The sequence below is a fragment of the Arthrobacter oryzae genome, from assembly GCF_037911235.1.
Taxonomy (GTDB): Bacteria; Actinomycetota; Actinomycetes; order Actinomycetales; family Micrococcaceae; genus Arthrobacter; species Arthrobacter oryzae_E.
The window spans coordinates 44,650-69,380 of sequence record NZ_JBBLYW010000023.1; the positions used below are offsets into that span (position 1 = coordinate 44,650).

Below are 24,731 nucleotides of genomic sequence, written 5' to 3' on the forward strand. Positions count from 1 at the left end.
ACACTGGGGGCAGGATGATGTGGCTGATCCCCGAAGAGATTACAGAGTAATCGAGTTGCAAAGGATCACTAATGAGCATCCCGCCCCTCCCGCCGTCGCAGCCCAACGATTCCGCCTCCGGCGGTCAGTACGGCCAGCAGCCGGCGCAGTACGCGCAGGCGCCGCAATCTGGCCAGGCACCCCAGTACGGGCAGCCGCAGTACGGCCAGGCACCGCAATATGGCCAGCCGCAGAACGCGCAGGCACCCCAGTACGCGCAGCCGCAGTATGTACAGCCCCAGCAGTACGCGCAGCCGCAGTACCTGGCCTACCCCTCCGAACTGCCGCAGCAGGGGAACTCGGGCCGGGCTGCTCCCCCGCTGGTGAACGCCTCCTTCTGGCTGCTGATCCTCGCCTGCCTCTTCTGGGTGGGCTCGATCTTTTTCTCGATGGGTTCCATCGACGACCCCGCTGTGCGCCGCCAGATGGAAGCGAGGCTGGCAACCAGCGGAGCCGACGTGGATTTCGAGGCGATCAAGGGCGTCATCGTGGGAATGGTGGCGCTGATTGCCGCTTTCGGCGTCCTGATGTACGCGCTGGTGGCGTTCAATATCCGGAAGGGCCGGAACTGGGCCCGTGTTCTCGGCACGATCTTCGCGGCCTTTTCCCTGCTGGGCATTTTTGAGAACGGGCCGGGCACACCGTCCATCCTGGCCGGTGTGGCCGCGATAGTGCTCCTGTACCTCCCCGGCTCAGCGCCGTTTTTCCGGAAGTACCACCCGTTCGCAAGCCCGTATGCGCAGCCCGGCCACTCCTACGGCCGCTAACGGCTAGGCGGACGACGGCGCCTGGACAGCACCGGACCGGCGGGGTTACTCGCCGTCCTCCGGGGTCTGGGTGCGCTGGGCGTGGTAGGCCAGGATCTGCAGCTCGGTGGCCATGTCCACCTTGCGCAGGTTGACGCCCGGCGGCACCTGCAGCATCACCGGGGCGAAACTGAGGATGCTCCGCACTCCGGCGGCGATGACGCGGTCGCACACACCCTGTGCCACGGCGGCAGGCAGTGCGAGCACCACCATGTTGGCGCCGGTCCGCTGGAGCACCGTCTCCAGGTCCGCGACGTCGCTGACGCGCAGCCAGCCAACCTCATTGCCCACCACCATCTGGTCGGCGTCGAAAATGGCCACGACATCGAATCCCCGCGACTCAAAGCCGCCGTACCGCGCCAGGGCCTTGCCAAGGTTGCCGGCGCCCACGATGGCCACTTTCCAGTCCCGGGTGAGCCCGAGCGCGGCGGAGATATTTCGGCTCAGGTACTGCACTTCATAGCCGACGCCGCGGGTGCCGTAGGACCCGACGTGGGAGAGGTCCTTGCGGAGGGTGGACGAGCTCACGCCGGAGGCTTCGGCCAGGGATTCGGAGGAGACGCGTTCAACGCCTTCGGCCAGCATTGTGGTGAGGGCGCGCAAATAAATGGTCAGCCGGGCCACGGCCGCGGGCGGAATCTGCTTGGCCGCAGTTCCGCTTTCCCCGTGGACGGCCTCGGGGGATGAATCCAGCGAAGTCACTATCTGCTCCATTGCGTCGCGTTGTGAGTCCACTCTAGAGCCCCGTCCGCAATGCCAACAAAGCAGGAGTAGCCGCGGTTACTTGGCCACGGCCTGGCGAAGGATCCGTTCCAGGCGGGTTTCGTCGATCTTCCAGAAGTCGCGCTGGATCCCGTCCACCAGAACCACGGGGATCTCTTCGGCGTAACGTTCGCGGAGCTCCGGCTGGTTATCCACCAGTTGTTCGGTCCACTCAAGTCCCAGTGCGGCTGTGACCCGCCCGACGGCGTCGCGCGCCGCGTCGCAGAGGTGGCAGTCAGCTTTGGTGATGAGGACGACGTCGGGATGTGCCATGCATCAACCGTAGCCCGGGCTTCTGCCCCGCCGCGACGGCACGGTCGTGACGGCGTGGACTTGCCCATTGACTAGACTCAAGTCATGCCCGAGGAGAAGTACGTCGCCGTGATCCGGCAGCCGGCCGGTGCGTTGCAGCACGGCGAGGCCGCTTTCTTCGACGTCGACAACACCCTCATGAAGGGCGCCAGCCTCTTTCACGTGGCCCGGAAAATGCACCAGCGGGGCGCCTTCACGCTGCCACAGGCGGCCGGGATGGCGTGGAAGCAGTTCAAGTTCGTCCTCCGCGGCGAGAACATGGACGACGTCCACGCGGTCCGCGATTCGGCCCTGACGCTGGCAGCCGGCATCACCGTGGAAGACATCAAAGCCCTCGGCGAAGAAGTCTTCGATGAGATGATCGAGTCCAGGATCTGGCCGGGCGCCAAGGCATTGGCCCAGCAGCACCTCCGGGTGGGCCGCATGGTGTGGCTGGTGACGGCGACCCCCATCGAGGTGGCCACGGTGATTTCCACCCGGCTGGGCCTGAGCGGCGCCCTGGGGACCGTGGGCGAAATCAAGGACGGCGCGTACACCGGCCGGCTGGTGGGTGACATCCTGCATGGCCAGGCCAAGGCGGTGGCTGTCCAGGGCATCGCGGATGCCGAGGGACTGGACCTGAAGCGCTGCTGGGCCTACAGCGATTCCCACAATGACATTCCGCTGCTGAGCATGGTGGGCCATCCCGTGGCCATCAATCCCGACGCCCGCCTCCGCCGCCACGCGCGCGAAAACAACTGGCCGGTCTACGACTTCCGCTCCGGCCGCCGCGCTGCAACCCTCGGCCTCAAGGCGGCAACCGCCGGCGGCGCCGTCTACGGCCTCTGGAAAGGCTTCGCCCGCATCCGCGGACCCCGGGCGTAGCGTCCCGGGCTGAACGGCTGAGCGCCCGCGCTGAGCGCTGCTGCCTGCGGTTTCCCGGCAAAGAAAAATGCCCGCTGCCAAAGGCAACGGGCATCTCACGCTGTAGGAAGTATCTCTACTTCTTGTTACGGCGCTGGTGGCGGGTCTTACGAAGCAACTTGCGGTGCTTCTTCTTGGCCATACGCTTGCGACGCTTCTTAATAACTGAACCCACGAAAGTTCCTTACAAACTAGATGGAGTACCTGTCTGATGGAAGAGGTCCGTGGACTAGGCAACAGACTAAACAACAAACAGATTCTTACAATAACGAAAAACGTTCCCTAACAGGGTACCGCTTATCCGGCGCACTCACTGACCGCCCGCCTGGCTGCGCACCTTGGCGGCGGCCCGGCGGCGGCTTCGAAGGTGCTTATGCGGTGTCCGACTGGCCTTCCACAACAGCACCCTTGACGTACTGTTCGACGGCGGCCTCCGGCACCCGGAAGGACCGGCCGAAACGGACGGCAGGCATCTCTCCGGAATGAACAAGGCGATACACGGTCATTTTGGAAACGCGCATGCGCTCGGCCACTTCGGCCACAGTCAGGAACTGAGCGTTCGAGAAGTTCGACTCTGCGGACATTTCCCTTATTCCTTTGTTGACAGCTGATAAAGGCAACCCCATTGAAACCCCATTGCGGTGTGCCGATGCTGAGCCATCAACCTACCCTGTGCTAGTTACTCTAGTGGCTGATGGTGCCATAGTGAAAGTCATTCGGCGTAACCAGTTTCCGATGAACCTTCGGACAAATTCAGCCCTCCAGGGCGCCCCGGCGCTTCCGGGCGGACGCTGCCAGCTGGTCCAGAACCGACGCCGTCACATCCCACTCCATGCAGGCATCCGTCACGCTCTGGCCGTAAACCAACTGGTCGGTGCCGGCGGCGTGCTCGGCCACATCCAGGTTCTGTGCCCCGCCCACCAGGAAGCTCTCCAGCATGACCCCGGCAATGGCCGAGGCTGCTGCTCCGCCGTCCTCGAGCTGGGCGCCGATTTCCAGGGTAACCTCGGCCTGGCGGTGGTGGCTCTTGCCGCTGTTGGCATGGCTTGCGTCCACAATGAGCCTGGGGTTGAGCTGCTTGGCTGCCATTTTTGCCGACGCCGCTTCGACGTCCGCCGCGGAGTAGTTGGGGCCCTTGCGGCCGCCGCGAAGGATCACGTGGGTGTCCGGGTTGCCTGCCGTGGCAACGAGCGCGGCCCGGCCGTCACCGTCGATCCCGAGGAATGCCTGGGCGGCCGCGGCGGCGCTACAGGCATCTACAGCGACCTGGAGGTCGCCGTCGGTCCCGTTCTTGAACCCGATGGGCATGGACAGCCCGGACGCCAGCTGGCGGTGGATCTGGCTCTCCGTGGTGCGCGCACCGATGGCGCCCCAGGAGACAAGGTCAGCCATGTACTGGGGGCTGATGGGCTCCAGGAACTCCGTGGCTGTGGGAAGGCCCAGCGAGGTGACCTGCTTCAGGAACTGGCGGGCAGCCCGCAGGCCGGTGGCAATGTCGTGGCTGCCGTCCAGGCGGGGATCGTTGATAAGGCCCTTCCACCCCACCGTGGTGCGGGGCTTCTCGAAGTAGGTCCGCATGACCACCAGCAGGTCTTCCTTGTGCTTCTCCGCCTGGCTCACCAGCCGGCGGGCGTATTCCAGGCCGGCCTTGGGGTCGTGGATCGAGCAGGGGCCAACGATCACCAGCAGGCGGTCGTCCACGCCGTCCATGATGGCCCGGACTTCGTCCCGGCCGCGTTCGACGATGTCCGCCACCCGGGAGTCAAGCGGCAGTTCCGCGATCATGTCCTGGGGAGACGGCAGCGGCTGGAATTCACTGACGCGCAGGTTGGATGTGGAATGCTGTGTTTCGGTGGCTGCTGCGGTGCTCATGGGTGCGGGTCCTGTTCCGGAAGGTGCGGAGCGGGCCCAGATCAGAACCCGCCGGAGAAATGGCGAAGGGCAGAGAATGATCTCTGCCCTGTTGGCTCTGAAGGTAAGTTGGATGCGTGTCAGTTAGACGCGGGCCCCTCCAGAGCCAACGAAAAATACGCATACCAACGGTTAGTCATAGCCAAGACCATAACCGCAGGAGGCCGGGCCCGCAAATTCACGCTCATTTCGCGACCTCATATTGCGGGGCCTAAGCGCGCGACCATCCCCCAACTGACTGTCAGTTAACGCTCCGAAAACGCGATTTCGGAGCGTTAAGTGCGGGTCAGTTGGGTGGACGGGGAAAGTGGGACCTCAGCCGAGCAGCTTGCGCAGGTATTGCAGCTGCCGGTTCCACTGGTGTTCCTGGCCGCCCTCATGGTTGTTGAAGCGGTACACCTCGATGTCCTTGGCCGGAGCCTCCTTTCCAGCGCCAGTTCCGTAGGCGTTGAAGCTGGCAAAGACGGTGGACGGCGGGCAGATGTCGTCCGCCTGCGCCGCAGAGAACAGCGCCGGCGCGGTTGCCGCCCGGCCCAGGTTGACGCCGTCGAAGTAGTTGAGCACGGCGAGGACCGCCTCGTAACGGTCGCGGTGGCGGGCCAGGAACGAGGCAATCTCCGGATAGGGTCCGCGCGGCGTGATGTCGATGGCGCGGGGGAAGTCCTGCAGGAACGGGACGTCCGGCAGCGCGGCGACCACGCCGTCGAGCCTTCCGGCCGCGAGCCCGGCCACGGCAACACTGATGCCGCCGCCCTGGCTGACGCCTGCCACCACCACCCGGGAAGGATCGACGGCGGGATGAGCCTGCGCGGCTTCCACCGCACGGAAGGCGTCCACGTAGACCCGCCGGTAGTAATAGTCATCGCGGCTTCCGGCGCCGCGGGTCATCAGTCCCGCGTGCGCCACGCCGCCCGCGGACGGGTGCGGGTCAGCAGTGTGCCCCAGCAGTCCGCCGTACCCCTGCCCCCGCGTGTCCATGATGAAGTGCGCGTACCCTGCCTGCGCCCATTTGGTGTCCTGGTTGCACAGCCCGCGCCCGCCCGAATAGCCCGCGTACTGCACGACGGCGGGAAGCGGCTCGTCGGATGAACGGTTCGCCGGCAGGTGCAGCCAGCCCTTCACCGGGGAACCGCCGAAGCCGGCGAACGTGACGTCGAACGTATCGATTACCGTCAGGCAGTTGTCCACGGGCTCAAACACTGCGTCCAGCGGGTACTCCCGGGCCTCACTGATGGTGCGGTCCCAGAAGGCGTCAAGGTCCGCCGGGGCGGTGACGCCGGACGTGTAGTTTCGGAGCTGCTCAAGCGGTAGGTCGAAGAGGGGCATCGGATTCCGGTTCTGTGAACGGGCTATTGGGTGTTGTGTGATCGTGTCAGTCAGGGGCAGCGTTCCGGGACGTGGTTCAGCTCAGACGAGCGCCGACTGGTAGCTTTCCAGGGGCTGCGAGCAGCGAACCAGGGCCCGCAGCTCGGCGAGGCCTCCGGTGGCCATACCTGCTGCCCGGGCCTGGACCAGCACGTTTCCGAGTGCGGTGGCCTCGACGGGTCCGGCGATCACGCGTTTGCCGGTGGCGTCGGCGGTGAGCTGGCAGAGGAGCCGGTTCTGCGAGCCGCCGCCCACAATGTGCACCACGTCCACGGGGACGTCCGCGAGGCGTTCGGCGTCGGCGATGGTTCGGGCGTAGCCGGCGGCGAGGCTGTCCAGGATGCAGCGGGTGATCGCCGCCGGGCTGTCCGTGAGGACGGCGCCGGTGTTGCGGACGGCGGCGCGGATGCGTTCGGGCATGTTGTCCGGGGCGATGAAGTAGGGATCGTCGGCGTTGATCTGCGGCCCGCCGAACGGCACGGCAGCGGCCGCGGTGAGCAGTTCGTCCAGTGTCGCCGTGTATCCCTGCTGCGCCCAGGTGCGTTGGCATTCGCTGAGCAGCCAGAGCCCGCCGACGTTGCGGAGGTACCGGATGGTGCCGTCCACGCCGCGTTCGTTGGTGAAGTTCGCCTGCCGGCTGGCTTCGGTGAGCACGGGGTGGCTCAGCTCCACCCCCACGAGGGACCAGGTCCCCGAGGAGATGTAGGCGAAGTTCCCGTCCCCGGCGCCGGTTGCGCCGGTGGCAGCTGCCGCCGACGGGACGGCCGCGACGGCGGAGGCGGTGTCGTGCGAGCCGACGGCCACCACCTTTGTTGCCTGGTCCAGTCCGGTGCGGGCGGCGATTCCCGGCAGCAGGGTGCCGACGGTTTCGCCGGGCTGGACCAGCGGCGGGAACAGCTTTTTGGGCAGGTCCAGGGCCGCCAGGAATTCGGTGGCCCACTCCCCCGCCACGGCGTCGAAGAGACCGGTGGTGGAGGCGTTGGTGGCCTCGGTGTGGCGCTGCCCGGTGAGCAGGAACGCGATCAGGTCCGGGATGAGCAGGGCCTGCAGCCCGTCCAGGTCCTGTTCGCTGGCCAGCTGGTAGAGGGTGTTGAACTGCAGGAACTGCAGCCCGGTGGTGGCGTAGAGCCGGGCCGGGTCCAGTTTCTGGTGGACCCGGGCGACGGCGGCGCGGCTGCGGTCATCGCGGTAGCTGAAGGGCTGCGCCATGAGTTGCCCGGCAGCGTTGACCAGGCCGTAATCCACCGCCCAGGTGTCGATCCCGATGCTGCTGATCGTTTCGCCGCGTTCGGCGGCGGCGCGGGCCGCGGCAGCGAGGCCGGTGAGCACCTCCGCGAAAAGCGCGTCGAAATCCCAGCGCAGGCCGCCGTCGGACTCCACCACGCCGTTGGGGAAACGGTGCACCGTTTCCAGCGTCACTCCCGACCCTGCGCTGCGGTCTGCAAGCCGGCCCAGGATGACCCGGCCGGAGGAGGCGCCGATGTCGACGGCGGCAAAAACGCTGGAGGCAGAATCAGCGCCGTCGACACCGCTAAGCGACGTGCTCATCGCAGGAAGGCTGCGGCCACACCGGCGTCCACGGGGATGTGGAGGCCGGTGGTGTGGGACAGTTCGGCGCTGGTGAGCACGGCAGCGGCGTTGGCCACGTGCTCGGGCAGCACTTCGCGCTTGAGCAGCGTGCGCTGGGCGTAGTACTTGCCCAGCTCCTGCTCATCCACGCCGTAGACCGCGGCGCGCTTGGCGCCCCAGCCGCCGGCGAAGATTCCGGAGCCGCGGACCACGCCGTCGGGGTTGATGCCGTTGACGCGGATGCCGTATTCGCCCAGTTCGGCTGCGAGGAGCCGGACCTGGTGGGCCTGGTCTGCCTTGGTGGCGGAGTAGGCGATGTTGTTCGGGCCGGCGAAGACGGAGTTCTTGGAGGAGATGTAGATGATGTCCCCGCCCATGTCCTGGTCAATCATGACCTTCGCCGCGGCCTTGGCCACCAGGAAGGAGCCCTTGGCCATGACGTTGTGCTGCAGGTCCCAGTCCTTCTCGGTGGTTTCCAGCAGCGGCTTGGAGATGGAGAGACCGGCGTTGTTGACCACCAGGTCCAGCCCGCCGAAGGCCAGCACGGCTTCCTGGACGGCGGCGGCGATCTGCGCTTCGTCGGTCACGTCCGCCTGCACACCGATGGCTGCGTCCGGCCCGCCGAGTTCCGCGGCGACGGCCTGCGCGTTCTCCAGGTTCAGGTCCGCAATGACGACGCAGGCGCCTTCGGCGGCGAGGCGGGTGGCGATGGCCTTGCCGATCCCGGACGCTGCGCCGGTGACCAGGGCGATGCGGGTGGCGTGGGACTTCGGCTTCGGCAGCCGGGCGAGCTTGGCTTCCTCCAGCGCCCAGTACTCGATCCGGAACTTCTCGGATTCCTCGATCGGGGCGTACGTGGAGACCGCCTCGGCGCCTCGCATCACGTTGATGGCGTTGATATAGAACTCGCCTGCGACCCGGGCGGTCTGCTTGTTCGCGCCGAAGGAGAACATGCCCACGCCCGGGACCAGCACGATGGCCGGGTCCGCGCCGCGCAGTGCCGGGCTGTCCGGCGTTGCGTGGCGGTCGTAGTAGGCCTGGTAGTCCTCGCGGTAGGCCGTGTGGAGTTCCTGCAGCCGGGCGATGGAGTCCTCAACGGACGCGTCCGCGGGCAGGTCCAGGATGAGCGGCTTGACCTTGGTGCGCAGGAAGTGGTCCGGGCAGGACGTGCCCAGGGCACCGAGGCGCGGGTGCTCGGCGGCTTCCAGGAAATCAAGCACGACGGCGTCATCGCTGAAGTGCCCCAGCTGCGGTTTGTCCGTGGACGCCAGCCCGCGGATCACCGGCGCCAGCGCCGCGGCCTTCGCACGGCGCTCGGCCTCCGGCAGCGCGGCGTAGCCGGGCAGCTTCGGGCCGAAGGGCTGCGGACGGCCGTTTTCAGCGATGAACTTTTCGGCCTGGTCGATGATCCAGAGCGAGTTGGCTTCGGCCTCTTCGCTGGTGGCGCCCCAGGCGGTGATGCCGTGGCCGCCGAGGATGGTGCCGACGGCCTGCGGGTTGGCGTCCTTGATCGCCGCGATGTCCAGGCCCAGCTGGAACCCGGGCCGGCGCCAGGGAACCCAAACCACTTTGTCACCGAAGATCTTGGTGGTCAGTGCCTCCCCGTCCACGGCCGTGGCAATCGCGATGCCGGAGTCCGGGTGCAGGTGGTCCACGTGCGCGGCGTCCACGAGCCCGTGCATGGCGGTATCGATCGACGGGGCGGCGCCGCCCTTGCCGTGCAGGCAGTAATCAAAAGCAGCCACCATTTCGTCTTCGCGGTCCACCCCGGGGTAGACGTTCTTCAGGGCCTGGAGCCGGTCCAGGCGCAGCACGGCCAGGTTCTCAGCCTTCAGGGTGCCGAGGTCACCGCCGGAGCCTTTGACCCAGAGGAGCTGGACATCCTCGCCCGTGACCGGATCCTTTGCGGTGCCCTTGGCCGAGGTGTTGCCGCCGGCGTAGTTGGTGTTCCGCTTGTCCGCGCCGAGGCGGTTGGAACGGGAAATCAGGTCCCGGACGGCGTCATGCACAGTCGTTACATTCATCTTTTAAGCGCCCCATCCGGCTTGCTGGCCGCCCACGCGGTCCTCGTTGATTTTCTTTTGGTAGCCGCTCGCTTTGAAGGCGGCCATCGGGTCCGCGGGCAGGCCGCGGGATTCACGCCATTGCGCCAGCGCAGGACGGACGTCCGTGTAGAACGCGTCGTTGAAGACCGCATTAGCGGCCAGGACATCCCCGGATCGCTGGGCCTCGCCCAGGGCCGCAGTGTCCACCATCAGGGCACGCGCCGTCATTTCCTGGACGTTGAGCACCGAGCGGATCTGGCCCGGGATCTTCTCCTCCAGGTTGTGGCACTGGTCCAGCATGAGCGCCACGCCGGACTCCCTGCCGAAGCCGCCGCCGCGGATCACCTCGTACATGATGCGGAACAGCTGGAACGGATCCGCCGCGCCCACGATCAGGTCATCATCGGCGTAGAAGCGGGAGTTGAAGTCGAAGGAACCCAGCTTGCCCAGGCGCAGCAGCTGCATCACGATGAACTCGATATTCGTGCCCGGAGCATGGTGGCCGGTGTCCAGGCAGACAAACGCCTTCTCCCCCAGCGCCAGGGTCTGGGCGTAGGACGTACCCCAGTCCGGAACATCGGTGTGGTAGAAAGCCGGCTCAAAGAACTTGTACTCCAGCACCAGGCGCTGCTCCCCGCCCAGGCCGGCATAGATCTCCTGCAGGGACTCCGCCAGGCGGTCCTGACGGCCGCGGATATCATCCTGGCCCGGGTAGTTGGTGCCGTCAGCCAGCCAGATCTTCAGGTCACGGGAACCGGTGGCGTGCATGATGTCGATGCAGTTCAGGTGGTGATCGATGGCCCGGCGGCGGACGGACTCGTTCGAGGACGTCAGGGATCCGAACTTGTACTCGTCATCCTGGAAGGTGTTCGAGTTGACGGTGCCCAGCCCCACGCCCAGGCCCGCCGCGTACTCGCGCAGTGCCGCGTAGTCGTCCACCTTGTCCCAGGGAATGTGCAGTGCAACGGTGGGCGCCAGGCCCGTGAGTTCGTGCACTTTCGCGGCGTCCGCAATCTTCTCCTGCACCGTCCGCGGAGTGCCCGGCGTGCCAAACACCTTGAAGCGCGTGCCCGAATTTCCATAGGCCCAGGAAGGTACTTCGATGGCAAGCTCCTCGAGCCTGCCCAGCGCCGTTGCTACGTCATTCATGATGGTTCTTTCCGGTCTTGTGTTGCTGAAGTATGGGTGGGTGGTGCTGCGGCCCCGCTGCCGGAGCCTGGGTGACTCAGCTCGCCGTGGACTCCGCCGTCGCAAGCTGATCGTCAAGATTGAAGACTTCTTCGAGGACCAGGAACCCTTCGTCGGGTGCCTGGTCCGTGTTGTCGAACAACGCGGCCATCTCCGCCTGCCAGCGGGCGTTGACTTCGGTGAGCGCCATCCGGGCCCTGACGGCGTCAAAGTCGTCGCATTCCACGTAGCCCACCAGCAGCCCGTCAGCACCCAGGAAGAGGGAGTAGTTTTGCCAGCCCGCATCCTTCAGGGCTCGGAGCATGTCCGGCCAGACGGCGGCGTGCCGGCGCCTGTACTCATCGATCAGTCCTGGTTGGACCGAGGAGCGAAAACACACCCTCATCTGCGACTCTCCTGAGTTTCCGATTCTTTGAATCGTTTCATTGTTACGATTCAAAGTACTCTTGAAGTCGAGCGGGTGTCAAGCAATTGTCAGTGGATGAAAACGCTTTATCCGGCGGTTGCCGTTTCGCTCGCCAGGGAAAGCGCACCGGGCGCGGACAATTGGGCCGGGGGTTTCATCCAGGCGGTTGCACCGCCGCCCCGTACGAGAGAGCTTGGAGAAACATGTCACGGTCAGCCAGCATCAAGGATGTTGCGAACCATGCCCGCGTGGCGGTGGGAACAGTATCCAATGTCCTGAACTACCCGGACCGGGTTTCGCAGCGGACCAAGGACCGGGTTCTGCAGGCCATCGACGAGCTTGGTTTCGTACGCAACGACGCCGCCCGCCAGCTCCGCGCCGGCCACAGCCGCACCATCGGCCTCATCGTCCTCGACGTCGGCAACCCCTTCTTCACCTCAGTGGTCCGCGCCGCCGAGGATGCTGCCGCCCTGCAGGGAAGCGCCGTCCTGCTCGGGGACAGCGGGCACGATGCCGGACGCGAGTCGAACTACATCGACCTGTTCCAGGAGCAGCGGGTCCAGGGACTGCTGATCTCGCCAGTGGGCGACGTCACCGAGCGCCTTGACCAGCTGCGCGAACGCGGCGTGCCCACCGTCCTGGTGGACCGGCTGGCCGACGAGGCCAAGTACAGTTCAGTTTCCGTTGACGACGACGCCGGCGGTTACCTTGCGGCGCGGCACCTGCTGGACATCGGCCGCCGTCGGCTGGCTTTTGTGGGAGGCCCGACGTCGATACGCCAGGTGGCCGACCGCCTCCAGGGAGCGCAGCGCGCCGTCGCCGAAGTTCCGGACGCTTCATTGGAGGTGCTGGATTCCGCAGGGCAAACGGTCTTGGCGGGCCGCGGTGCGGGTGACCAGCTGGCCCGCCGCAGCGCCGGGGAACTTCCGGACGGCGTGTTTTGCGCCAACGACCTGCTGGCCCTCGGCGTGATGCAGTCCCTCACCATGCTGCGCACGCTGCGGATTCCGGAGGACATCGCCCTGATCGGCTACGACGACATCGATTTCGCCGTGTCCGCCGTCGTGCCGCTGTCCTCGATCCGCCAGCCCACGGAAGCGCTCGGACGGACTGCCATCGAGCTGCTGGCGGAGGAACTGGAATCCGACAAGCCCACGCACCGGGCCGTGATCTTCACACCGGAGCTTGTGGTGCGCCAAAGCACTGCCGGTCCCCAGGCCGCCAACGCTGCCTGACCCGGGCGGGAGGTACTGGGAGTACGTAGGATGCTCCACCGGGCTCGGCCGCGCCCTCGCCCGGGCAGTGCTCGCCCGCGGCCACAACGCCGTCGTCACCGCCCGGAACGCCGCCACGCTGGAGGACCTCGCGGCCACGTACCCTGACACGGCGCTGGCCCTCCCCCTCGACGTCACCGACCCGGAACAGATCAGCTCGGTGGTGCAGCAGGCCCGGACGCGCTTCGGAGGCGTCGACGTCCTCGTCAACAATGCCGGCTACGGCTACCGCGCCGCGGTGGAAGAAGCGGACGACGCCGACATCCGGCAGTTGTTCGACACGAACGTTTTCGGCGCCGTCGACATGATCAAGGCAGTCCTCCCTGACATGCGTGCCAAGCGGGCAGGGTCTATCCTCAACATCTCCTCCATCGGAGCCCGGATCAAACCGGCCGGGTCCGGCTATTATTCGGCCACCAAGGTAGCTCTGGAGGGCCTGTCCGGTTCCCTCCACAAGGAGCTGCAGCCGCTGGGCATCAACGTGACCGTCATCGAGCCCGGAGCCTTCCGCACCGACTTCGCCGGCCGCTCCCTCACGCAGTCCGCGACGGCGATCGAGGACTACGCGGAGACGGCCGGGAAACGGCGCAAGGAGAACGACACGGTCCACGGCACCCAGCCGGGTGATCCCGCGAAGGCGGCGGACGCCATCCTGGCGATCGCCGAAAGCGCGAACCCGCCGTCGCTGATGGTTCTCGGCAGAGACGCGTTCAGCGCCTTTGCCGCCGTGGCCGAGGCGGAGCGCGCGGAACTGGACCAGTGGCGGGACCTGAGCCTCAGCACGGGCATCGAGGGCTGAGGCATGGAGTACACACGACTTGGCCTGTCGGGCCTGAAGGTCAGCCGCATCGCCCTGGGCTGCATGAGTTTCGGCGACACGTCCCAGGGTTTCAACGAATGGGCACTCGGCGACGACGAAGCCGAGCCGGTCTTCCGTCAGGCAGTGGAGCTGGGCATTACATTCTGGGACACCGCCAACGTCTACGGCTTCGGCAGCTCCGAAGAGATCGTCGGGCGCGCCATCAGGAAATACACCCGCCGTGAGGACGTGGTGCTCGCCACCAAGGTGCACTTCAAGATGCACGACGGCCCGGGCGGGTCCGGCCTGTCCCGCAAAGCCATCATGGAACAGGTGGATGCGTCGTTGTCCCGGCTCGGGACGGACTACGTGGACCTTTACCAGATCCATCGCTTCGATCCCGAGGTGCCGGTCGAGGAAACGATGGAGGCCCTCAACGATGTGGTGAAGGCGGGCAAGGCGCGGTACATCGGGGCTTCGTCGATGTGGGCGTGGCAGTTCGCGAAGATGCAGCACACAGCCAGCCTGCACGGCTGGACCAGGTTTGTCTCGATGCAAAACCAGTACAGCCTCATGCAACGGGAGGAGGAACGCGAAATGTTCGCGCTCCTGGCGGACCAGGGCGTGGGCAGCATCCCCTGGAGCCCCCTCGCCAAGGGACGGCTCACCAGGCCGTGGGGCGAACACACCAAACGCGCAGATACCGATCCCATGCAGCGCCGCTTCTTCAGTGATGATGACCAGCCCATCGCCGGGGCCGTGCAGCAGGTGGCCCAGGACCTTGGGGTGCCCATGGCCCAGGTGGCTCTGGCATGGGTGCTCCGCAACCCGACCGTGGCTGCCCCCATCGTGGGAGCCACCAAGACCCGCCACCTTAGCGATGCCGCTGCCGCGCTCGACATCCGGCTCAAGGACGATCAGGTGCACCAGCTGGAGGGGGCTTATACCCCGCGGATACCCACCGGGTATTGAGCCGGCGCCGGACAAGAGGAGCCTGGCCCTGCGGCGAGGGCTAGATTTTCTCCACCGTGATCGTTCCAGAAACGGGGGTCGGAGTGGTCCACGTCACGTGCGAAGCAGTTTCTGCAAAATCAAGAGGCTTTCGCAGTGGGGGACAAGGCCGGATTTGAATCGTTACAGCCAACGGGTGGCGTTAGACCGTCGGCAGCAGTAATCTGGAAAGCGCTTACCGGATCCCCGGCTGGCCGGACGGCCTAAGGCTGATGGCTCGGTAGCCGGACCTGTCCGGCAATGTTCCGCAGGGCCAATTTCACACCGACACCGATGTCAGACCCGGCCCTGGGAAAGAGAAGTCCCGGGGACAGAAGAGGAGAGCCATGGGCACCCTGTCCACGCCCGTCCCGGAAGAACGCGCCATCCCCGCCTCGGAACGGAAGGTCACCCCCGCCGCAGCCAGGGTGGCACTCGTGGGGGTCCATGGTTTCGGCACCCACCACCTCCGCAACCTGGAAAGGCTCCAGGCAAGCGGGGCCGTGACGCTCGTAGCTGTGGCAGACCCCAATCCCCCGGCCCCCGGCGCGCTCCCTCCCGAAACCGCGGTGTTCGGCACCCTTGACGAACTCCTGGCGGCAACCCCTGCCCTGGACGTGGTCATTGTGGCCACGCCCATCCAGACGCACGCACCCCTGGCGCTCACTGCCCTCCCCTACGCCGACCTTTACCTGGAGAAGCCCCCGGTCGCTTCCCTGGCCGACTTCAACCGCCTGCAGGACGCCGCCGCGGCGGCCGGGCGAAGTGTCCAGGTCGGTTTCCAGAGCCTGGGCTCGCATGCCCTCCAGGCCATCGAGGAACTGCTCGCGGGCGGCGAAATCGGCTCCCTCCTGGGGGTTGCCGCCACCGGACGCTGGGTACGCGACCGCGCCTACTACAAGCGGTCCCGCTGGGCGGGCAAACGAAGCCTGGACGGCGTCGACGTGGTGGACGGCGTGGCCACGAACCCGCTGGCACACGCCATCGCCACTGCCCTGCGGATCGCCGGCGCGCGGACCGTGGATGATCTCGCGTCGGTGGAAACGGACCTCTACCGCGCCAACGACATCGAATCCGACGACACTTCCGTCATCCGGGTCCGCACCGCCTCCGGCCTTCCCATCACGTGCGCCCTGACCCTGTGCGCCACCGAATCCGTGGAACCCTATGTCACGCTGCAGGGTAGCGAAGGCACCGCCGTGTTCCACTACACCGAAGACCGCCTCAGCGTCAGCACTGCCGCCGGCGAGCGCCATGAGGTCTTCGGCCGGGACGACCTCACCGAGAACCTGCTGGACCACCTGCGGCACCGCCACTCGCCGCACCAGTCCGGCGGCGCTCCCCTGATCAGCTCCCTCGCGGACAGCGGCGCCTTCATGCGCGTGCTCGAAGCGATCCGCACGGCCGAGCCGCCGGCGCTCGTCGCTGAGGGGCATGTCGACTGGGTAGGCGACGGCGACTCCGCGCACGCGGTGATCACCGGCATCGAAGATGCCCTGGAACGCGCGACGGCGGCGCACGCCACCTTCAGCGAACTCGGCCTGCCCTGGGCGCGGCCAGCGGGGGGCCAAGCGGACGCCTTATCGCTTTCAGTGCACGACGGCGACACGGCAGCCGGCGTGCAAAGCGGCACCCAGCCGCTCGCTACCGTCTGCGACGGGACAGCCATCGCGGCACGGCTCTCACCGCGCCCCTACCTGCACCCGGTGCGTTCGCTCGGCGGCGTCACCGTCACGGACCACCTGCCTGCGGACCACCCCTGGCACCTGGGAGCCGGCATCGCCCTGCAGGATGTGAACGGCACGAACTTTTGGGGCGGCAAAACCTACACCCGCGCCGCCGGACGGTACGAGGAACGCCCGGACCACGGCAGGATCGTGCAGCTCTCCGCGACACCAGGGCTAGCGCCGTTCGAGCCCGTATCACCGGGCGGCACCAGCCTGCACCAGGAACTCAGCTGGCAGGCACCGGACGGCAGCGAACTTCTCCGCGAGCGCCGCATCACCCGCGCCAGCCGGGTGGACCACCGTACGTGGCGGCTGGACCTTGCAACGGAACTGACCGCCGTCGTCGACGCCTCCCTGGGCGGACCCGGTTCCAACGGAGCCGCCGGAAGCGGCTACGGAGGATTCTTCTGGCGGCTTCCGGCGTGCACCGGGGCTGAGGTGTTCACGGCAGACCACCGGGGTGAGTCCGCGGTTCACAGCACTTCTTCGGCCTGGCTGGCCTGGACCGCGGACTTCCCGGCGGGCGCGGCCAGCCTGGTGTTCGCTGCCCCGGCCGAGGCAGCGGACCCTTGGTTCGTCAGGTTGTCCGGCTACCCCGGAGTGGGCTCGGCACTGGCCTGGGACCGGCCGGTGATCCTCGCTGTGGGTGAATCGGCCCGGAGGTCCTTCACCGTGTGGATCGCGGACGGCATTCTTACCCCGGCTGAAGCTGCGGCACTGGCATTACGGGACTCTTGGAGGCCCTGACCCCGCGCCGGACGCCGACTACCGCCGGACAGTCCGCATTCACGACGCCGCCGGCGTGCCGGGACCCTGGTCCGCGCCGCAGGGCTTCAGCACGGGGCTCGGTACTGCCACGGAGTTTTTGTCCAGATAACGCGACTTTAGGGGCATTTTGCTCGCGTTATCTGGACAAAAAACTCGGCTCCTAGCTCAGCCTGCTCTTGATCTCCCCGGTCGATTTCAATGCGGCTTCCTCCGGTCCGATCCGGTCGAAACGGGCATTCGTGCCATCCCCGCTCACCCGTTGCCACTTTTGGCCGCTTTATGAGTCCCAGAGCGGCCAAAATCGTCAAATCGCTGCAGCTGGCGCACGCCCGTTACCCGGGTCCCAGCTCAGGTGCCGCTATTCAGGGAGCCGCGGACCGACGTCGGGCGTTCAGCCACAGCAGCAGTCCGATGACGGCGGCGGACACCATGCCGAGGGCCCCTGTCACTACCAGACCGGTACGGACGCCGAACTCTTCCGTGAGCCACCCTGCCAGCAATCCGCCGAGGGCGTGCCCGCCCAGCAGCAGCGGCAGGTAGAGGGCCAGCACACGGCCTCGGACTTCTGCACCCGCCTCGAGTTGGACGGTGGTGGCCGCGCTGGTCAGGAAGAGCAGCGTCATCACACCCACCAGCACCAGCATCGCTACGAACAGCTCCTGCGTCGGCATGAGGGCAGCCACAAGCTGGGTTAGACCGAACAGCCCTGCGCTCACCACGATCCCGCGTCGGCCGAGGGTTCGCAGGCGCGCCGCCAGCAGCGCTCCGATGAGGGCACCCGCGGCACTGAAAGTGTTGAACATGCCGAAGCCGGCGGCCCCGCTGTGCCAAACGTTTTCGGCGAAAGCCGCAAGCACCACGGGTCCGTTCATGCCGAATGCGCCGAGGAGCCCCGCCAGCAGCATCACCAGCAGGAGGGACGGGCGGCGGCGGACATAGCGGAAACCGGCGAGGATCTGTCCGCGGCCGCGCAGGGGCGGTTCGCTGGGATGGAGCTGAGCGGTCCGGATCGCGGTGATGAGGCCCAGCACAGCGAGGCACAACAGCGCGTTCGCGGCGAACGCGGCAGCCGAACCTGCCTTGGCGATCACCAGGCCGCCGAGGGCCGGGCCCGCCATCGCGCCGAGCTGGCCGATCGCGTTGTTCAGCCCGATCGCGGGACGCAGGGCGGCATCGCCCACCACCTCATTCACGAACACCTGGCGGGCCGGACCGTCCACGGCGGACGTGATGCCGAGTGCAACGCAGCACGCATACACGGCCCAGACGGTGATCCCGCCGCCGGCATCCAGGACCGCGAGGGTCACGGCCAGGAGGGCAGTGACGGACTGGCAGATCAGCAGGATGCGGCGCTTCGGGAAGAGGTCCACCAGCACGCCGCTGAGCGGACCCACTACCAGCATGGGCAGGAACTGGAGCGCCACCGCGACGCCCACGGCTGCCGGGCTGCCCGTTAGCTGCAGGACCAGCCAGTCCTGGGCAAGGCGCTGCATCCACACACCGGTGCTGCCGGCGAGCTGAATAGCAACAAAGAGGCGGTAGTTGCGCTGCGCCAGCGGATGGTACCAGCGCGGCGTACGTTCTGAGGCTTGGTCAGTGGCTCGGAGGGACTCAGCGGACTGCGGGCGGTCGGAAGACACGTCTGGCTCAACTCGGTAGTGACGGGGACCTGCTGGGACGGTAATGAGGGCGCTGCAAATGGCTAAACAAAACCCGGGTGGGGCTAGTGGCGGTTTGACCGCATCTTCACCGCGGCCGAGGCCAGGATCAGGGTGCCGGGAACCACAACGAAGAGCGCGGCCAGCATCCACACAAACACCACGGCGGCAAAGAGGGCGGCGGCCAGCAGGAGGGAACCCGTCCAGTCGCGAAGCGAAAGCGCCTTGCCGGCGTCAAGGGCTGCGGGCCAGGAAGTGTTCGAGGCACCAGCGTTCGAGGCACCAGCGTTCGAGGCGCCCGTGTTCGAGGCGCCAGCCGGGCTCACCGCGAAGTCAGACCACGCCGCGGCGGTGCGCAGGAGCAGGATGGCTCCTGCCGCTGCCAGGATGAGCGTCGCCGGAAGGACAACAGCCTGCCCGGGCAGCTGCCCCGCCATCGCGAGCAGGAGGTTCAGGACAATCACGACGGCGGCTGCCGCCGTCGTGATTCCCAGCTTCCAGCTGCCCGGCAGCGCCGAGCGGAACGTGCCCCAAAGGGCACGGAGCGAGTCGTCCCGCCCGGAGAGGTGTCGCTCGAGGTGCGCGATTCCTGCAGCATAGGCGGCGGGGATGGTGACCAGTGGAAGGGACAGCACCAGCACCAGCACCCCGGCCAGGAGTGTCTCGGAAAACAGCGCGAAGCGGTTGACCGGGATCGGTTCATTGCGGCCTGATGCGGGTGTGGTGCTGTCCATGATGCTCATTTTCTGTCAGCCCTTGAGGCCCTGGGTGGAGACGCCTTCAACAATGTAGCGCTGGAAGACGAGGAAGAAGATCAGTACCGGCAGGAGGGCCAGGACGGACATGGCAATCATTGCTCCGTAGTCCGAGGATTGGGTCTGGTCCACGAAGAGGCGCAGGGCCAGCGGCAGCGGGTACTTCTCCGGGGTGTTCAGGTAGAGCAGCGGTCCCAGGAAGTCGTTCCAGCTCCAGATGAAGGAGAAGATCGAGGTGGAGATCAGGGCCGGTTTCATCAGCGGGAGCATGATGGAGGTGAAGATCCGCACGTGCCCCGCACCGTCGATGCGGGCCGCCTCGTCCAGTTCGGCCGGGAGGTTGCGCATGAACTGGACCATCAGGAAGACGAAGAAGGCGTCCGCGGCCAGGAACTTGCCGATCAGCAGCGGGACGTAGGTATCCACCAGGCCCAGCTGGTTGAAGATGATGTACTGCGGGATGATCACCACGTGGAACGGCAGCAGCAAGGTGGCAATCATCATGCCGAAGAAGATGCTGCGGCCGGGGAACTTGATCCGGGCGAACGCGTAGGCCGAGACGCTGGCGGAGAGGATGGTGCCGACGACGGCGCCGATGGCCAGGATCAGGGAGTTGGTGAAGAACTGCAGGGTGGAGACCCCGCCGATCCCGTCCATTGCCGTGACGAAGTTATCGAAGCTGAAGTTGCTGGACCACAGCGAGGTGTTCGCGCCGCCGATTTCGGCGTTCGGCTTGAACGACGAGGCGATCATCCACAGCGCCGGGTACAGGACGACTGCCGTGAGTGCGAGGGCCACGATGTGGAAAAGCGTGCTCTTAACCCGCTTGGCCGTGACCGACTCCGATTTCGGGTTGTAGTGAGGCACCTGTGCGTCCGGAGTGGACTCGGTGCGGGTTGCCATGGTTGTCATTTTGCATCACCGCTGTAGTGGACCCAGGACTTGGAGGTTTTGAAGAAGATCAGGGTAACGATGCCCACAACGATCACCAGGAGCCAGGCCATCGCCGAGGCATAGCCCATCCGGAAATCGGAGAAACCGCGCAGGTACAGGTAGAGGGTGTAGAAGAGGGTGGAACCGGCCGGGCCGCCTTCACCGTTGGAAATGATGTAGGCCGAGCTGAAGATCTGGAACGCGTGGATGGTTTCCATCAGCAGGTTGAAGAAGACCACCGGTGAAAGCATCGGCCAGGTGATGTTGAAGAACTTCCGCACCGGGCCGGCACCGTCCATCGACGCTGCTTCGTAGAGATCGGCCGGGATCTGCTTGAGGCCGGCGAGGAAGATCACCATCGGGGCGCCGAACTGCCACACGGTCAGCAGGATGAACATCGGCATGGTCATGGACGGGTTGCCCACCCAGCCGCCGAGGTTGATGCCGAAGAAGGACAGGCCCTGGTCCACCGGACCGGAATCGCCGAACATGGCCTTCCAGACGATGGCGATGGAGACGGACGCGCCGATGAGGGACGGGGCGTAGAACGCGGAGCGGTAGAAGCCCTGGCCTTTGCGCGCACTGTTCAGCAGCATGGCCACCGCCAGTGCGGCGGCGAGCTTGAGCGGGGTGCCGAAGACCACATAGCCCACGGTCACGCCGACCGACTGCAGGAACCGTTCGTCCTGGAACATGGTGGTGTAGTTATCCAGCCCGATCCACTTGGGCGGATCGAACAGGTTGTAGTTGGTGAAGGACAAGTACAGCGAGGAAATCATCGGCCCTATGGTCAGGGCGATGAATCCCAGCAGCCAGGGCAGCAGGAACGTGTAGCCGGCGCGGGCATCCGCCCCCCGCTGCCGCGACTTGCGCGGCTGCGAGGGAGCGGACTGCGTCGAACGCCTGCTCAGGGTTGGGCTTTGAGTCACGAGATCAATCCGTCAGTTGTGAACGTCGGGCAGACAATACGCTGCTCAGGCGTTCTGCTTGATGAGGTCTTCGGCTTCCTTGAACCAGGCGTCGGCTGCGCCGTCCACGGTCACCTTGCCGTAGTTCAGGTCGGAGCTGACGCGCTTGAAGGAGGCTTCAAGGGTGCCGAAACCGACGATGGGCGGCTCGGGAGCGTCCTTGAGGTACTTCTCAATCGACTTCTCGTAATCGACAACCAGCTTGTCGGTTCCTTCAAAGGTGGTTCCGTCACGCTGGGTCCTGGACGCCGGGACGCCGCGGGAAGTCTTGAAGATCTGGCCCACCTCGGGATCGTTGACCATGAAGTCGATGAACCGGGCAGCAGCATCCTTATATTTGGTCTTCGCGCTGGCCACCATCAGCATCGAGGGCTTCAGGAACAGCCCGAGGTTGTCCTTGTCGTCCGAGGGAACCGGCACGAGCTTGAGTTCCTTGGCGCCGCTGTCCGCGAGGTAACCGGCCATGAAGTTATCCCAGGTGACCTCGGTGGCGGTCACGTTGGAACCGAACGGCGACTTGGGGGCAAGCTGCGTGGCCCGTTCTTCAGAGATGAGGGCCTGGGTGCCGCGAAGTTCACCAGCGGTATTCCACCACTTCTTCAGGTCATCCTTGGTGAAGCCGAGCTTGCCGTCCTCAGTGAAGGCCTCGATGTTGTTCTGCCGCAGCCAGACGTTGAACATCCACCACACACCGGTGTAGTCCGTGCCGCCGAAGAGCGCACCGTTGCCCTTGGCTCCAACCTCGGCAAGGAACGCGTTGAACTCCTTGTAGTTCCAGGTGCCGTCCGGTTCGGCGATGCCCAGGGAAGCGAGCTTGGCCGGATCGTAGTAAACGGCGAACGCATTGGTGCTGGTGGGAATGCCATAGGTCTTGCCACGGATCTGGCCCGCAGGCAGGAGGGACTTCTCGAAGGCGTCCGTGTTGATCTTGACCGTGCCCAGGTCCAGGAGCTGGTTGCGCTGGCCGTAATCGCGGAGGTAGGACAGGTCCCACTGCATCACGTCCGGAAGTCCGCCGCCGGCAGCCTCCGTAGCGCGCTTCTGCCAGTAGCCGGCGAAGTCGGTGAAGTTGCCGTTGACCTTGATGTCCGGGTTCTTGGATTCGAAGAGCTCAATGGCCTTGCGGGTGCGCGTGGCGCGGTCGTCGTTGCCCCACCAGGTGTAGTTGATGGTGACCGGATTCTCCGCCGAACCCGTCTGCGCCGGGGCGGGGGAACCACACGCCGCCAGCACGGCAGCAGATGCGGTGCCCAGTGCCACGGTGGTGAGGAAATTCCTTCTGTTGATCATTAGAGCCTCCTTGCTCGGTTGTGTAAGCGCGATTCTTTGTGATTCTCTACAACGAGAGTAGTGACTTGGCTTACACATGCTTTCTGAAACGATACAATATCGTCATTCCCACATTTGGGCAAGCGTTTTCCAAACATCCGCTTTCATGCGGCACGATGCATCAGCAACGACGAAGGAGTCCCATGTCACCCCAGGAAAAATCCACGCCGCCAGCGGTGTGGGGCAGCCTCGAAGGTATCGCCTACGGAGGCGACTACAACCCGGAGCAGTGGCCGGTCAGCACGCGGCTGGAGGACCTGGAGCTGATGAGGGAAGCGGGCGTGACCTTCCTCAGCGTCGGTATTTTCTCCTGGGGCCTGCTGGAGCCGACCGAAGGCGAATACGACTTTGGCTGGCTGGACGAGGTCCTGGATAACCTCGCGAAATCAGGCATCAAGGTGGCCCTCGCCACCGCTACCGCCGCTCCCCCGGCCTGGCTTGTGCGCAAGCACCCCGAAATCCTCCCGGTCACAGCAGACGGAACCGTGCTGGGGCCGGGCTCCCGGCGGCACTACACGCCGTCGTCGGCCGTTTACCGCCGGTATGCAACCGGCATCACCAAGAGGCTGGCAGAACGTTACAAGGACCATCCGGCGCTGGCGTTGTGGCACGTGGACAACGAACTCGGCTGCCACGTTTCGGAGTTTTACGGGGATGAGGACGCGGCCGCTTTCCGTGTCTGGCTTGAACGGCGCTACGGGAGCATTGAGGCGCTGAACGCGTCATGGGGAACGGCCTTCTGGTCCCAGCATTACGCGTCCTTCGAGGAGATCCTGCCGCCCCGCGTGGCACCATCCACCCTGAATCCGGGGCAGCAGCTGGACTTCCAGCGCTTCAGTTCCTGGTCCCTGATGGACTACTACCGCACCCTGCTCGAAGTGTTGCGGGAAGTGACTCCGGGCGTGCCGGCCACCACGAACCTCATGGTCTCCAGCGCCACCAAGTCCATGGACTATTTCGACTGGGCCAAGGACCTGGACGTCATCGCCAACGACCACTATCTCGTTGCCGCCGATCCCGAGCGCCAGATCGAACTCGCATTCAGCGCGGACCTTACCCGCGGCGTTGCGGGGGGTGACCCGTGGATCCTGATGGAACATTCGACGTCGGCAGTCAACTGGCAGCCGCGCAACCAGCCCAAGATGCCCGGCGAAATGCTGCGCAACTCGCTGGCGCATGTGGCCCGCGGCGCGGACGCCGTGATGTTTTTCCAGTGGCGGCAGAGCTTCGCCGGCTCGGAGAAATTCCACTCCGCCATGGTGCCGCACGGCGGGCGGGAAACCCGGGTTTTCCAGGAGGTTGTGGGGCTCGGTTCGGCGCTGCAGAAGCTGGCGCCGGTGAAGGGCTCCCGCGTGGAATCGCGGGTGGCCATCGTGTTCGATTACGAGGCCTGGTGGGCCAGCGAAATCGACTCCAAGCCCAGCACTGACGTGAAATACCTGGACCTGCTGCGCGACTTCCACCGTTCACTGTTCCTGCGCGGCGTTTCGGTTGACTTCGTCCACCCGTCCGCGTCGCTGGATGGCTACGACCTGGTGCTGGTATGCACGCTGTACAACGTCACGGACGCGGCCGCTGCCGGCATCGGTTCGGCTGCCCGGGCGGGCGCGACGGTCCTGGTCAGCTACTTCAGCGGGATTGTCGACGAACGGGACCACGTCCGGCTCGGCGGCTATCCGGGCGCGTTCCGTGACCTGCTGGGCGTCAGGGTGGAGGAATTCCATCCGCTGCTGGCCGGGTCCACCGTGAAACTCAGCGACGGCGGCGTGGGGCGCGTGTGGAGCGAGCATGTGCACGCTGCAGGCGCCGAGGTTGTTTCGACATTCACCGAATACCCGCTGGAAGGCATTCCAGCCCTGACGCGGCGCCCCGTGGGAACGGGAACGGCCTGGTACCTGGCAACCTTCCCCGACCGGGACGCCATCGAGGCATTGGTGGACCGCCTGCTGGAGGAGTCGGGAGTTGCCGCAGTGGCCGGGGCGGACCAGGGAGTCGAATTGACGCGGCGCCGCAACGCTGACGGTACAAGCTTCGTGTTCGCGATCAACCATTCCCGCGCCGACGCCACCGTCCGGGTGGCAGGGACGGAGCTGCTGTCCGGTGAACGGTTCTCGGGGACGGTTCCCGCCGGTGCCGTGGCGGTTGTCGCGGAGGACTGACTCGCAGCACGACAAAGGCTTGTCCGCAGACCCCGCCCTCCAGGGTCAGGTTCTGCGGACAAGCC

22 protein-coding genes are annotated in these 24,731 nt (G+C 65.9%); 7 read left to right on the top strand and 15 right to left on the bottom strand.

What is annotated here, in order from left to right:
* The first annotated feature begins 71 nt into the window (after positions 1-71).
* Positions 72-806 carry a hypothetical protein gene (locus tag WMN78_RS07615; protein ID WP_340533024.1) on the top strand — a complete coding sequence of 245 codons (735 nt, stop codon included), beginning with the start codon at positions 72-74 and terminating at the stop codon, positions 804-806.
* A 45-nt stretch (positions 807-851) separates the two neighbouring features.
* On the opposite strand, the gene WMN78_RS07620 is transcribed toward WMN78_RS07615, so the two are convergent.
* Together WMN78_RS07620 and WMN78_RS07625 are read right to left on the bottom strand one after the other, a co-directional pair.
* Positions 852-1,547 (bottom strand): redox-sensing transcriptional repressor Rex, encoded by a 696-nt coding sequence (locus tag WMN78_RS07620; protein WP_340533026.1) that lies wholly within the window; start codon positions 1,545-1,547, stop codon positions 852-854.
* Positions 1,548-1,625: 78 nt separating this feature from the next.
* Complete coding sequence (locus WMN78_RS07625) at positions 1,626-1,880, bottom strand: glutaredoxin family protein (protein ID WP_340533028.1); 255 nt, start codon at positions 1,878-1,880, stop codon at positions 1,626-1,628.
* Positions 1,881-1,964: 84 nt separating this feature from the next.
* Between WMN78_RS07625 and WMN78_RS07630 the strand changes: the two genes are divergently transcribed.
* On the top strand, positions 1,965-2,783 hold the full coding sequence (locus WMN78_RS07630; protein WP_340533030.1) for an HAD-IB family hydrolase: 819 nt from the start codon (positions 1,965-1,967) through the stop codon (positions 2,781-2,783).
* A gap of 115 nt (positions 2,784-2,898) precedes the next feature.
* Here WMN78_RS07630 and WMN78_RS07635 read toward each other — a convergent pair whose 3' ends face one another.
* The 8 genes from WMN78_RS07635 to WMN78_RS07670 all read right to left on the bottom strand — a co-directional run bounded on the left by WMN78_RS07635 (position 2,899) and on the right by WMN78_RS07670 (position 11,285).
* Complete coding sequence (locus WMN78_RS07635; protein ID WP_003792170.1) at positions 2,899-2,997, bottom strand: 30S ribosomal protein bS22; 99 nt, start codon at positions 2,995-2,997, stop codon at positions 2,899-2,901.
* A 196-nt stretch (positions 2,998-3,193) separates the two neighbouring features.
* Complete coding sequence (locus WMN78_RS07640) at positions 3,194-3,406, bottom strand: helix-turn-helix domain-containing protein (RefSeq protein ID WP_340533032.1); 213 nt, start codon at positions 3,404-3,406, stop codon at positions 3,194-3,196.
* A gap of 169 nt (positions 3,407-3,575) precedes the next feature.
* Positions 3,576-4,694 carry a 3-deoxy-7-phosphoheptulonate synthase gene (locus tag WMN78_RS07645; protein ID WP_340533034.1) on the bottom strand — a complete coding sequence of 373 codons (1,119 nt, stop codon included), beginning with the start codon at positions 4,692-4,694 and terminating at the stop codon, positions 3,576-3,578.
* 354 nt (positions 4,695-5,048) lie between these two features.
* The gene (locus WMN78_RS07650) at positions 5,049-6,059 is read right to left on the bottom strand and encodes an acetylxylan esterase (protein WP_340533036.1); all 1,011 of its coding nucleotides are present in this window, start codon (positions 6,057-6,059) and stop codon (positions 5,049-5,051) included.
* 81 nt (positions 6,060-6,140) lie between these two features.
* On the bottom strand, positions 6,141-7,646 hold the full coding sequence (locus WMN78_RS07655; RefSeq protein WP_340533038.1) for a rhamnulokinase family protein: 1,506 nt from the start codon (positions 7,644-7,646) through the stop codon (positions 6,141-6,143).
* The gene (locus WMN78_RS07660) at positions 7,643-9,691 is read right to left on the bottom strand and encodes a bifunctional aldolase/short-chain dehydrogenase (RefSeq protein WP_340533040.1); all 2,049 of its coding nucleotides are present in this window, start codon (positions 9,689-9,691) and stop codon (positions 7,643-7,645) included. Before WMN78_RS07660 ends, WMN78_RS07655 begins: the two co-directional genes overlap by 4 nt.
* Positions 9,692-9,694: 3 nt before the next feature.
* A complete protein-coding gene (gene rhaI, locus WMN78_RS07665) occupies positions 9,695-10,861 on the bottom strand; it encodes an L-rhamnose isomerase (protein ID WP_340533042.1) in 1,167 nt (388 codons plus the stop codon).
* A 76-nt stretch (positions 10,862-10,937) separates the two neighbouring features.
* Entirely contained in the window at positions 10,938-11,285 is a 348-nt protein-coding gene (locus WMN78_RS07670) for an L-rhamnose mutarotase (RefSeq protein WP_340533044.1), read from the bottom strand.
* A 224-nt stretch (positions 11,286-11,509) separates the two neighbouring features.
* Between WMN78_RS07670 and WMN78_RS07675 the strand changes: the two genes are divergently transcribed.
* The 4 genes from WMN78_RS07675 to WMN78_RS07690 all read left to right on the top strand — a co-directional run bounded on the left by WMN78_RS07675 (position 11,510) and on the right by WMN78_RS07690 (position 16,843).
* Positions 11,510-12,541 (top strand): LacI family DNA-binding transcriptional regulator, encoded by a 1,032-nt coding sequence (locus WMN78_RS07675; protein WP_340533046.1) that lies wholly within the window; start codon positions 11,510-11,512, stop codon positions 12,539-12,541.
* Positions 12,534-13,379: an oxidoreductase gene (locus WMN78_RS07680; protein ID WP_340533075.1), complete on the top strand. Its 846-nt coding sequence runs from the start codon at positions 12,534-12,536 to the stop codon at positions 13,377-13,379. The genes WMN78_RS07675 and WMN78_RS07680 overlap by 8 nt, the downstream gene beginning before the upstream one ends.
* A gap of 3 nt (positions 13,380-13,382) precedes the next feature.
* Positions 13,383-14,351 (top strand): aldo/keto reductase, encoded by a 969-nt coding sequence (locus WMN78_RS07685; protein ID WP_340533048.1) that lies wholly within the window; start codon positions 13,383-13,385, stop codon positions 14,349-14,351.
* A gap of 365 nt (positions 14,352-14,716) precedes the next feature.
* Positions 14,717-16,843 (top strand): DUF6807 family protein, encoded by a 2,127-nt coding sequence (locus tag WMN78_RS07690; protein ID WP_340533050.1) that lies wholly within the window; start codon positions 14,717-14,719, stop codon positions 16,841-16,843.
* A 383-nt stretch (positions 16,844-17,226) separates the two neighbouring features.
* Here the strand turns inward: WMN78_RS07690 and WMN78_RS07695 are convergent, their stop codons facing one another.
* The 5 genes from WMN78_RS07695 to WMN78_RS07715 all read right to left on the bottom strand — a co-directional run bounded on the left by WMN78_RS07695 (position 17,227) and on the right by WMN78_RS07715 (position 22,468).
* Complete coding sequence (locus tag WMN78_RS07695) at positions 17,227-18,504, bottom strand: MFS transporter (protein ID WP_340533052.1); 1,278 nt, start codon at positions 18,502-18,504, stop codon at positions 17,227-17,229.
* Positions 18,505-18,587: 83 nt separating this feature from the next.
* Positions 18,588-19,265, bottom strand: coding sequence for a Poxvirus protein I5 (locus WMN78_RS07700; RefSeq protein WP_340533053.1), 678 nt, complete (start codon positions 19,263-19,265; stop codon positions 18,588-18,590).
* Positions 19,266-19,271: 6 nt separating this feature from the next.
* A complete protein-coding gene (locus WMN78_RS07705; RefSeq protein WP_340533056.1) occupies positions 19,272-20,189 on the bottom strand; it encodes a carbohydrate ABC transporter permease in 918 nt (305 codons plus the stop codon).
* Positions 20,186-21,139, bottom strand: a complete 954-nt coding sequence (locus WMN78_RS07710; protein ID WP_340533058.1) for a sugar ABC transporter permease — start codon at positions 21,137-21,139, stop codon at positions 20,186-20,188. Before WMN78_RS07710 ends, WMN78_RS07705 begins: the two co-directional genes overlap by 4 nt.
* A gap of 45 nt (positions 21,140-21,184) precedes the next feature.
* Positions 21,185-22,468, bottom strand: a complete 1,284-nt coding sequence (locus tag WMN78_RS07715; protein WP_340533060.1) for an ABC transporter substrate-binding protein — start codon at positions 22,466-22,468, stop codon at positions 21,185-21,187.
* A 182-nt stretch (positions 22,469-22,650) separates the two neighbouring features.
* Here WMN78_RS07715 and WMN78_RS07720 point away from each other — a divergent pair, with 182 nt between their 5' ends.
* Complete coding sequence (locus WMN78_RS07720) at positions 22,651-24,666, top strand: beta-galactosidase (RefSeq protein WP_340533062.1); 2,016 nt, start codon at positions 22,651-22,653, stop codon at positions 24,664-24,666.
* Positions 24,667-24,731 lie beyond the last annotated feature (65 nt).

Excerpts from the sequence above, each read along its gene's own strand:
- WMN78_RS07705 (WP_340533056.1), bottom strand. The coding sequence starts at position 20,189 with ATGACAACCATGGCAACCCGCACCGAGTCCACTCCGGACGCACAGGTG.
- WMN78_RS07640 (WP_340533032.1), bottom strand. The coding sequence starts at position 3,406 with ATGTCCGCAGAGTCGAACTTCTCGAACGCTCAGTTCCTGACTGTGGCC.
- WMN78_RS07655 (WP_340533038.1), bottom strand. The coding sequence starts at position 7,646 with ATGAGCACGTCGCTTAGCGGTGTCGACGGCGCTGATTCTGCCTCCAGC.
- WMN78_RS07715 (WP_340533060.1), bottom strand. The coding sequence starts at position 22,468 with ATGATCAACAGAAGGAATTTCCTCACCACCGTGGCACTGGGCACCGCA.
- WMN78_RS07690 (WP_340533050.1), top strand. The coding sequence starts at position 14,717 with ATGGGCACCCTGTCCACGCCCGTCCCGGAAGAACGCGCCATCCCCGCC.
- WMN78_RS07670 (WP_340533044.1), bottom strand. The coding sequence starts at position 11,285 with ATGAGGGTGTGTTTTCGCTCCTCGGTCCAACCAGGACTGATCGATGAG.
- WMN78_RS07700 (WP_340533053.1), bottom strand. The coding sequence starts at position 19,265 with ATGAGCATCATGGACAGCACCACACCCGCATCAGGCCGCAATGAACCG.
- WMN78_RS07645 (WP_340533034.1), bottom strand. The coding sequence starts at position 4,694 with ATGAGCACCGCAGCAGCCACCGAAACACAGCATTCCACATCCAACCTG.
- rhaI (WP_340533042.1), bottom strand. The coding sequence starts at position 10,861 with ATGAATGACGTAGCAACGGCGCTGGGCAGGCTCGAGGAGCTTGCCATC.
- WMN78_RS07685 (WP_340533048.1), top strand. The coding sequence starts at position 13,383 with ATGGAGTACACACGACTTGGCCTGTCGGGCCTGAAGGTCAGCCGCATC.
- WMN78_RS07720 (WP_340533062.1), top strand. The coding sequence starts at position 22,651 with ATGTCACCCCAGGAAAAATCCACGCCGCCAGCGGTGTGGGGCAGCCTC.
- WMN78_RS07625 (WP_340533028.1), bottom strand. The coding sequence starts at position 1,880 with ATGGCACATCCCGACGTCGTCCTCATCACCAAAGCTGACTGCCACCTC.
- WMN78_RS07660 (WP_340533040.1), bottom strand. The coding sequence starts at position 9,691 with ATGAATGTAACGACTGTGCATGACGCCGTCCGGGACCTGATTTCCCGT.
- WMN78_RS07675 (WP_340533046.1), top strand. The coding sequence starts at position 11,510 with ATGTCACGGTCAGCCAGCATCAAGGATGTTGCGAACCATGCCCGCGTG.
- WMN78_RS07650 (WP_340533036.1), bottom strand. The coding sequence starts at position 6,059 with ATGCCCCTCTTCGACCTACCGCTTGAGCAGCTCCGAAACTACACGTCC.
- WMN78_RS07630 (WP_340533030.1), top strand. The coding sequence starts at position 1,965 with ATGCCCGAGGAGAAGTACGTCGCCGTGATCCGGCAGCCGGCCGGTGCG.
- WMN78_RS07615 (WP_340533024.1), top strand. The coding sequence starts at position 72 with ATGAGCATCCCGCCCCTCCCGCCGTCGCAGCCCAACGATTCCGCCTCC.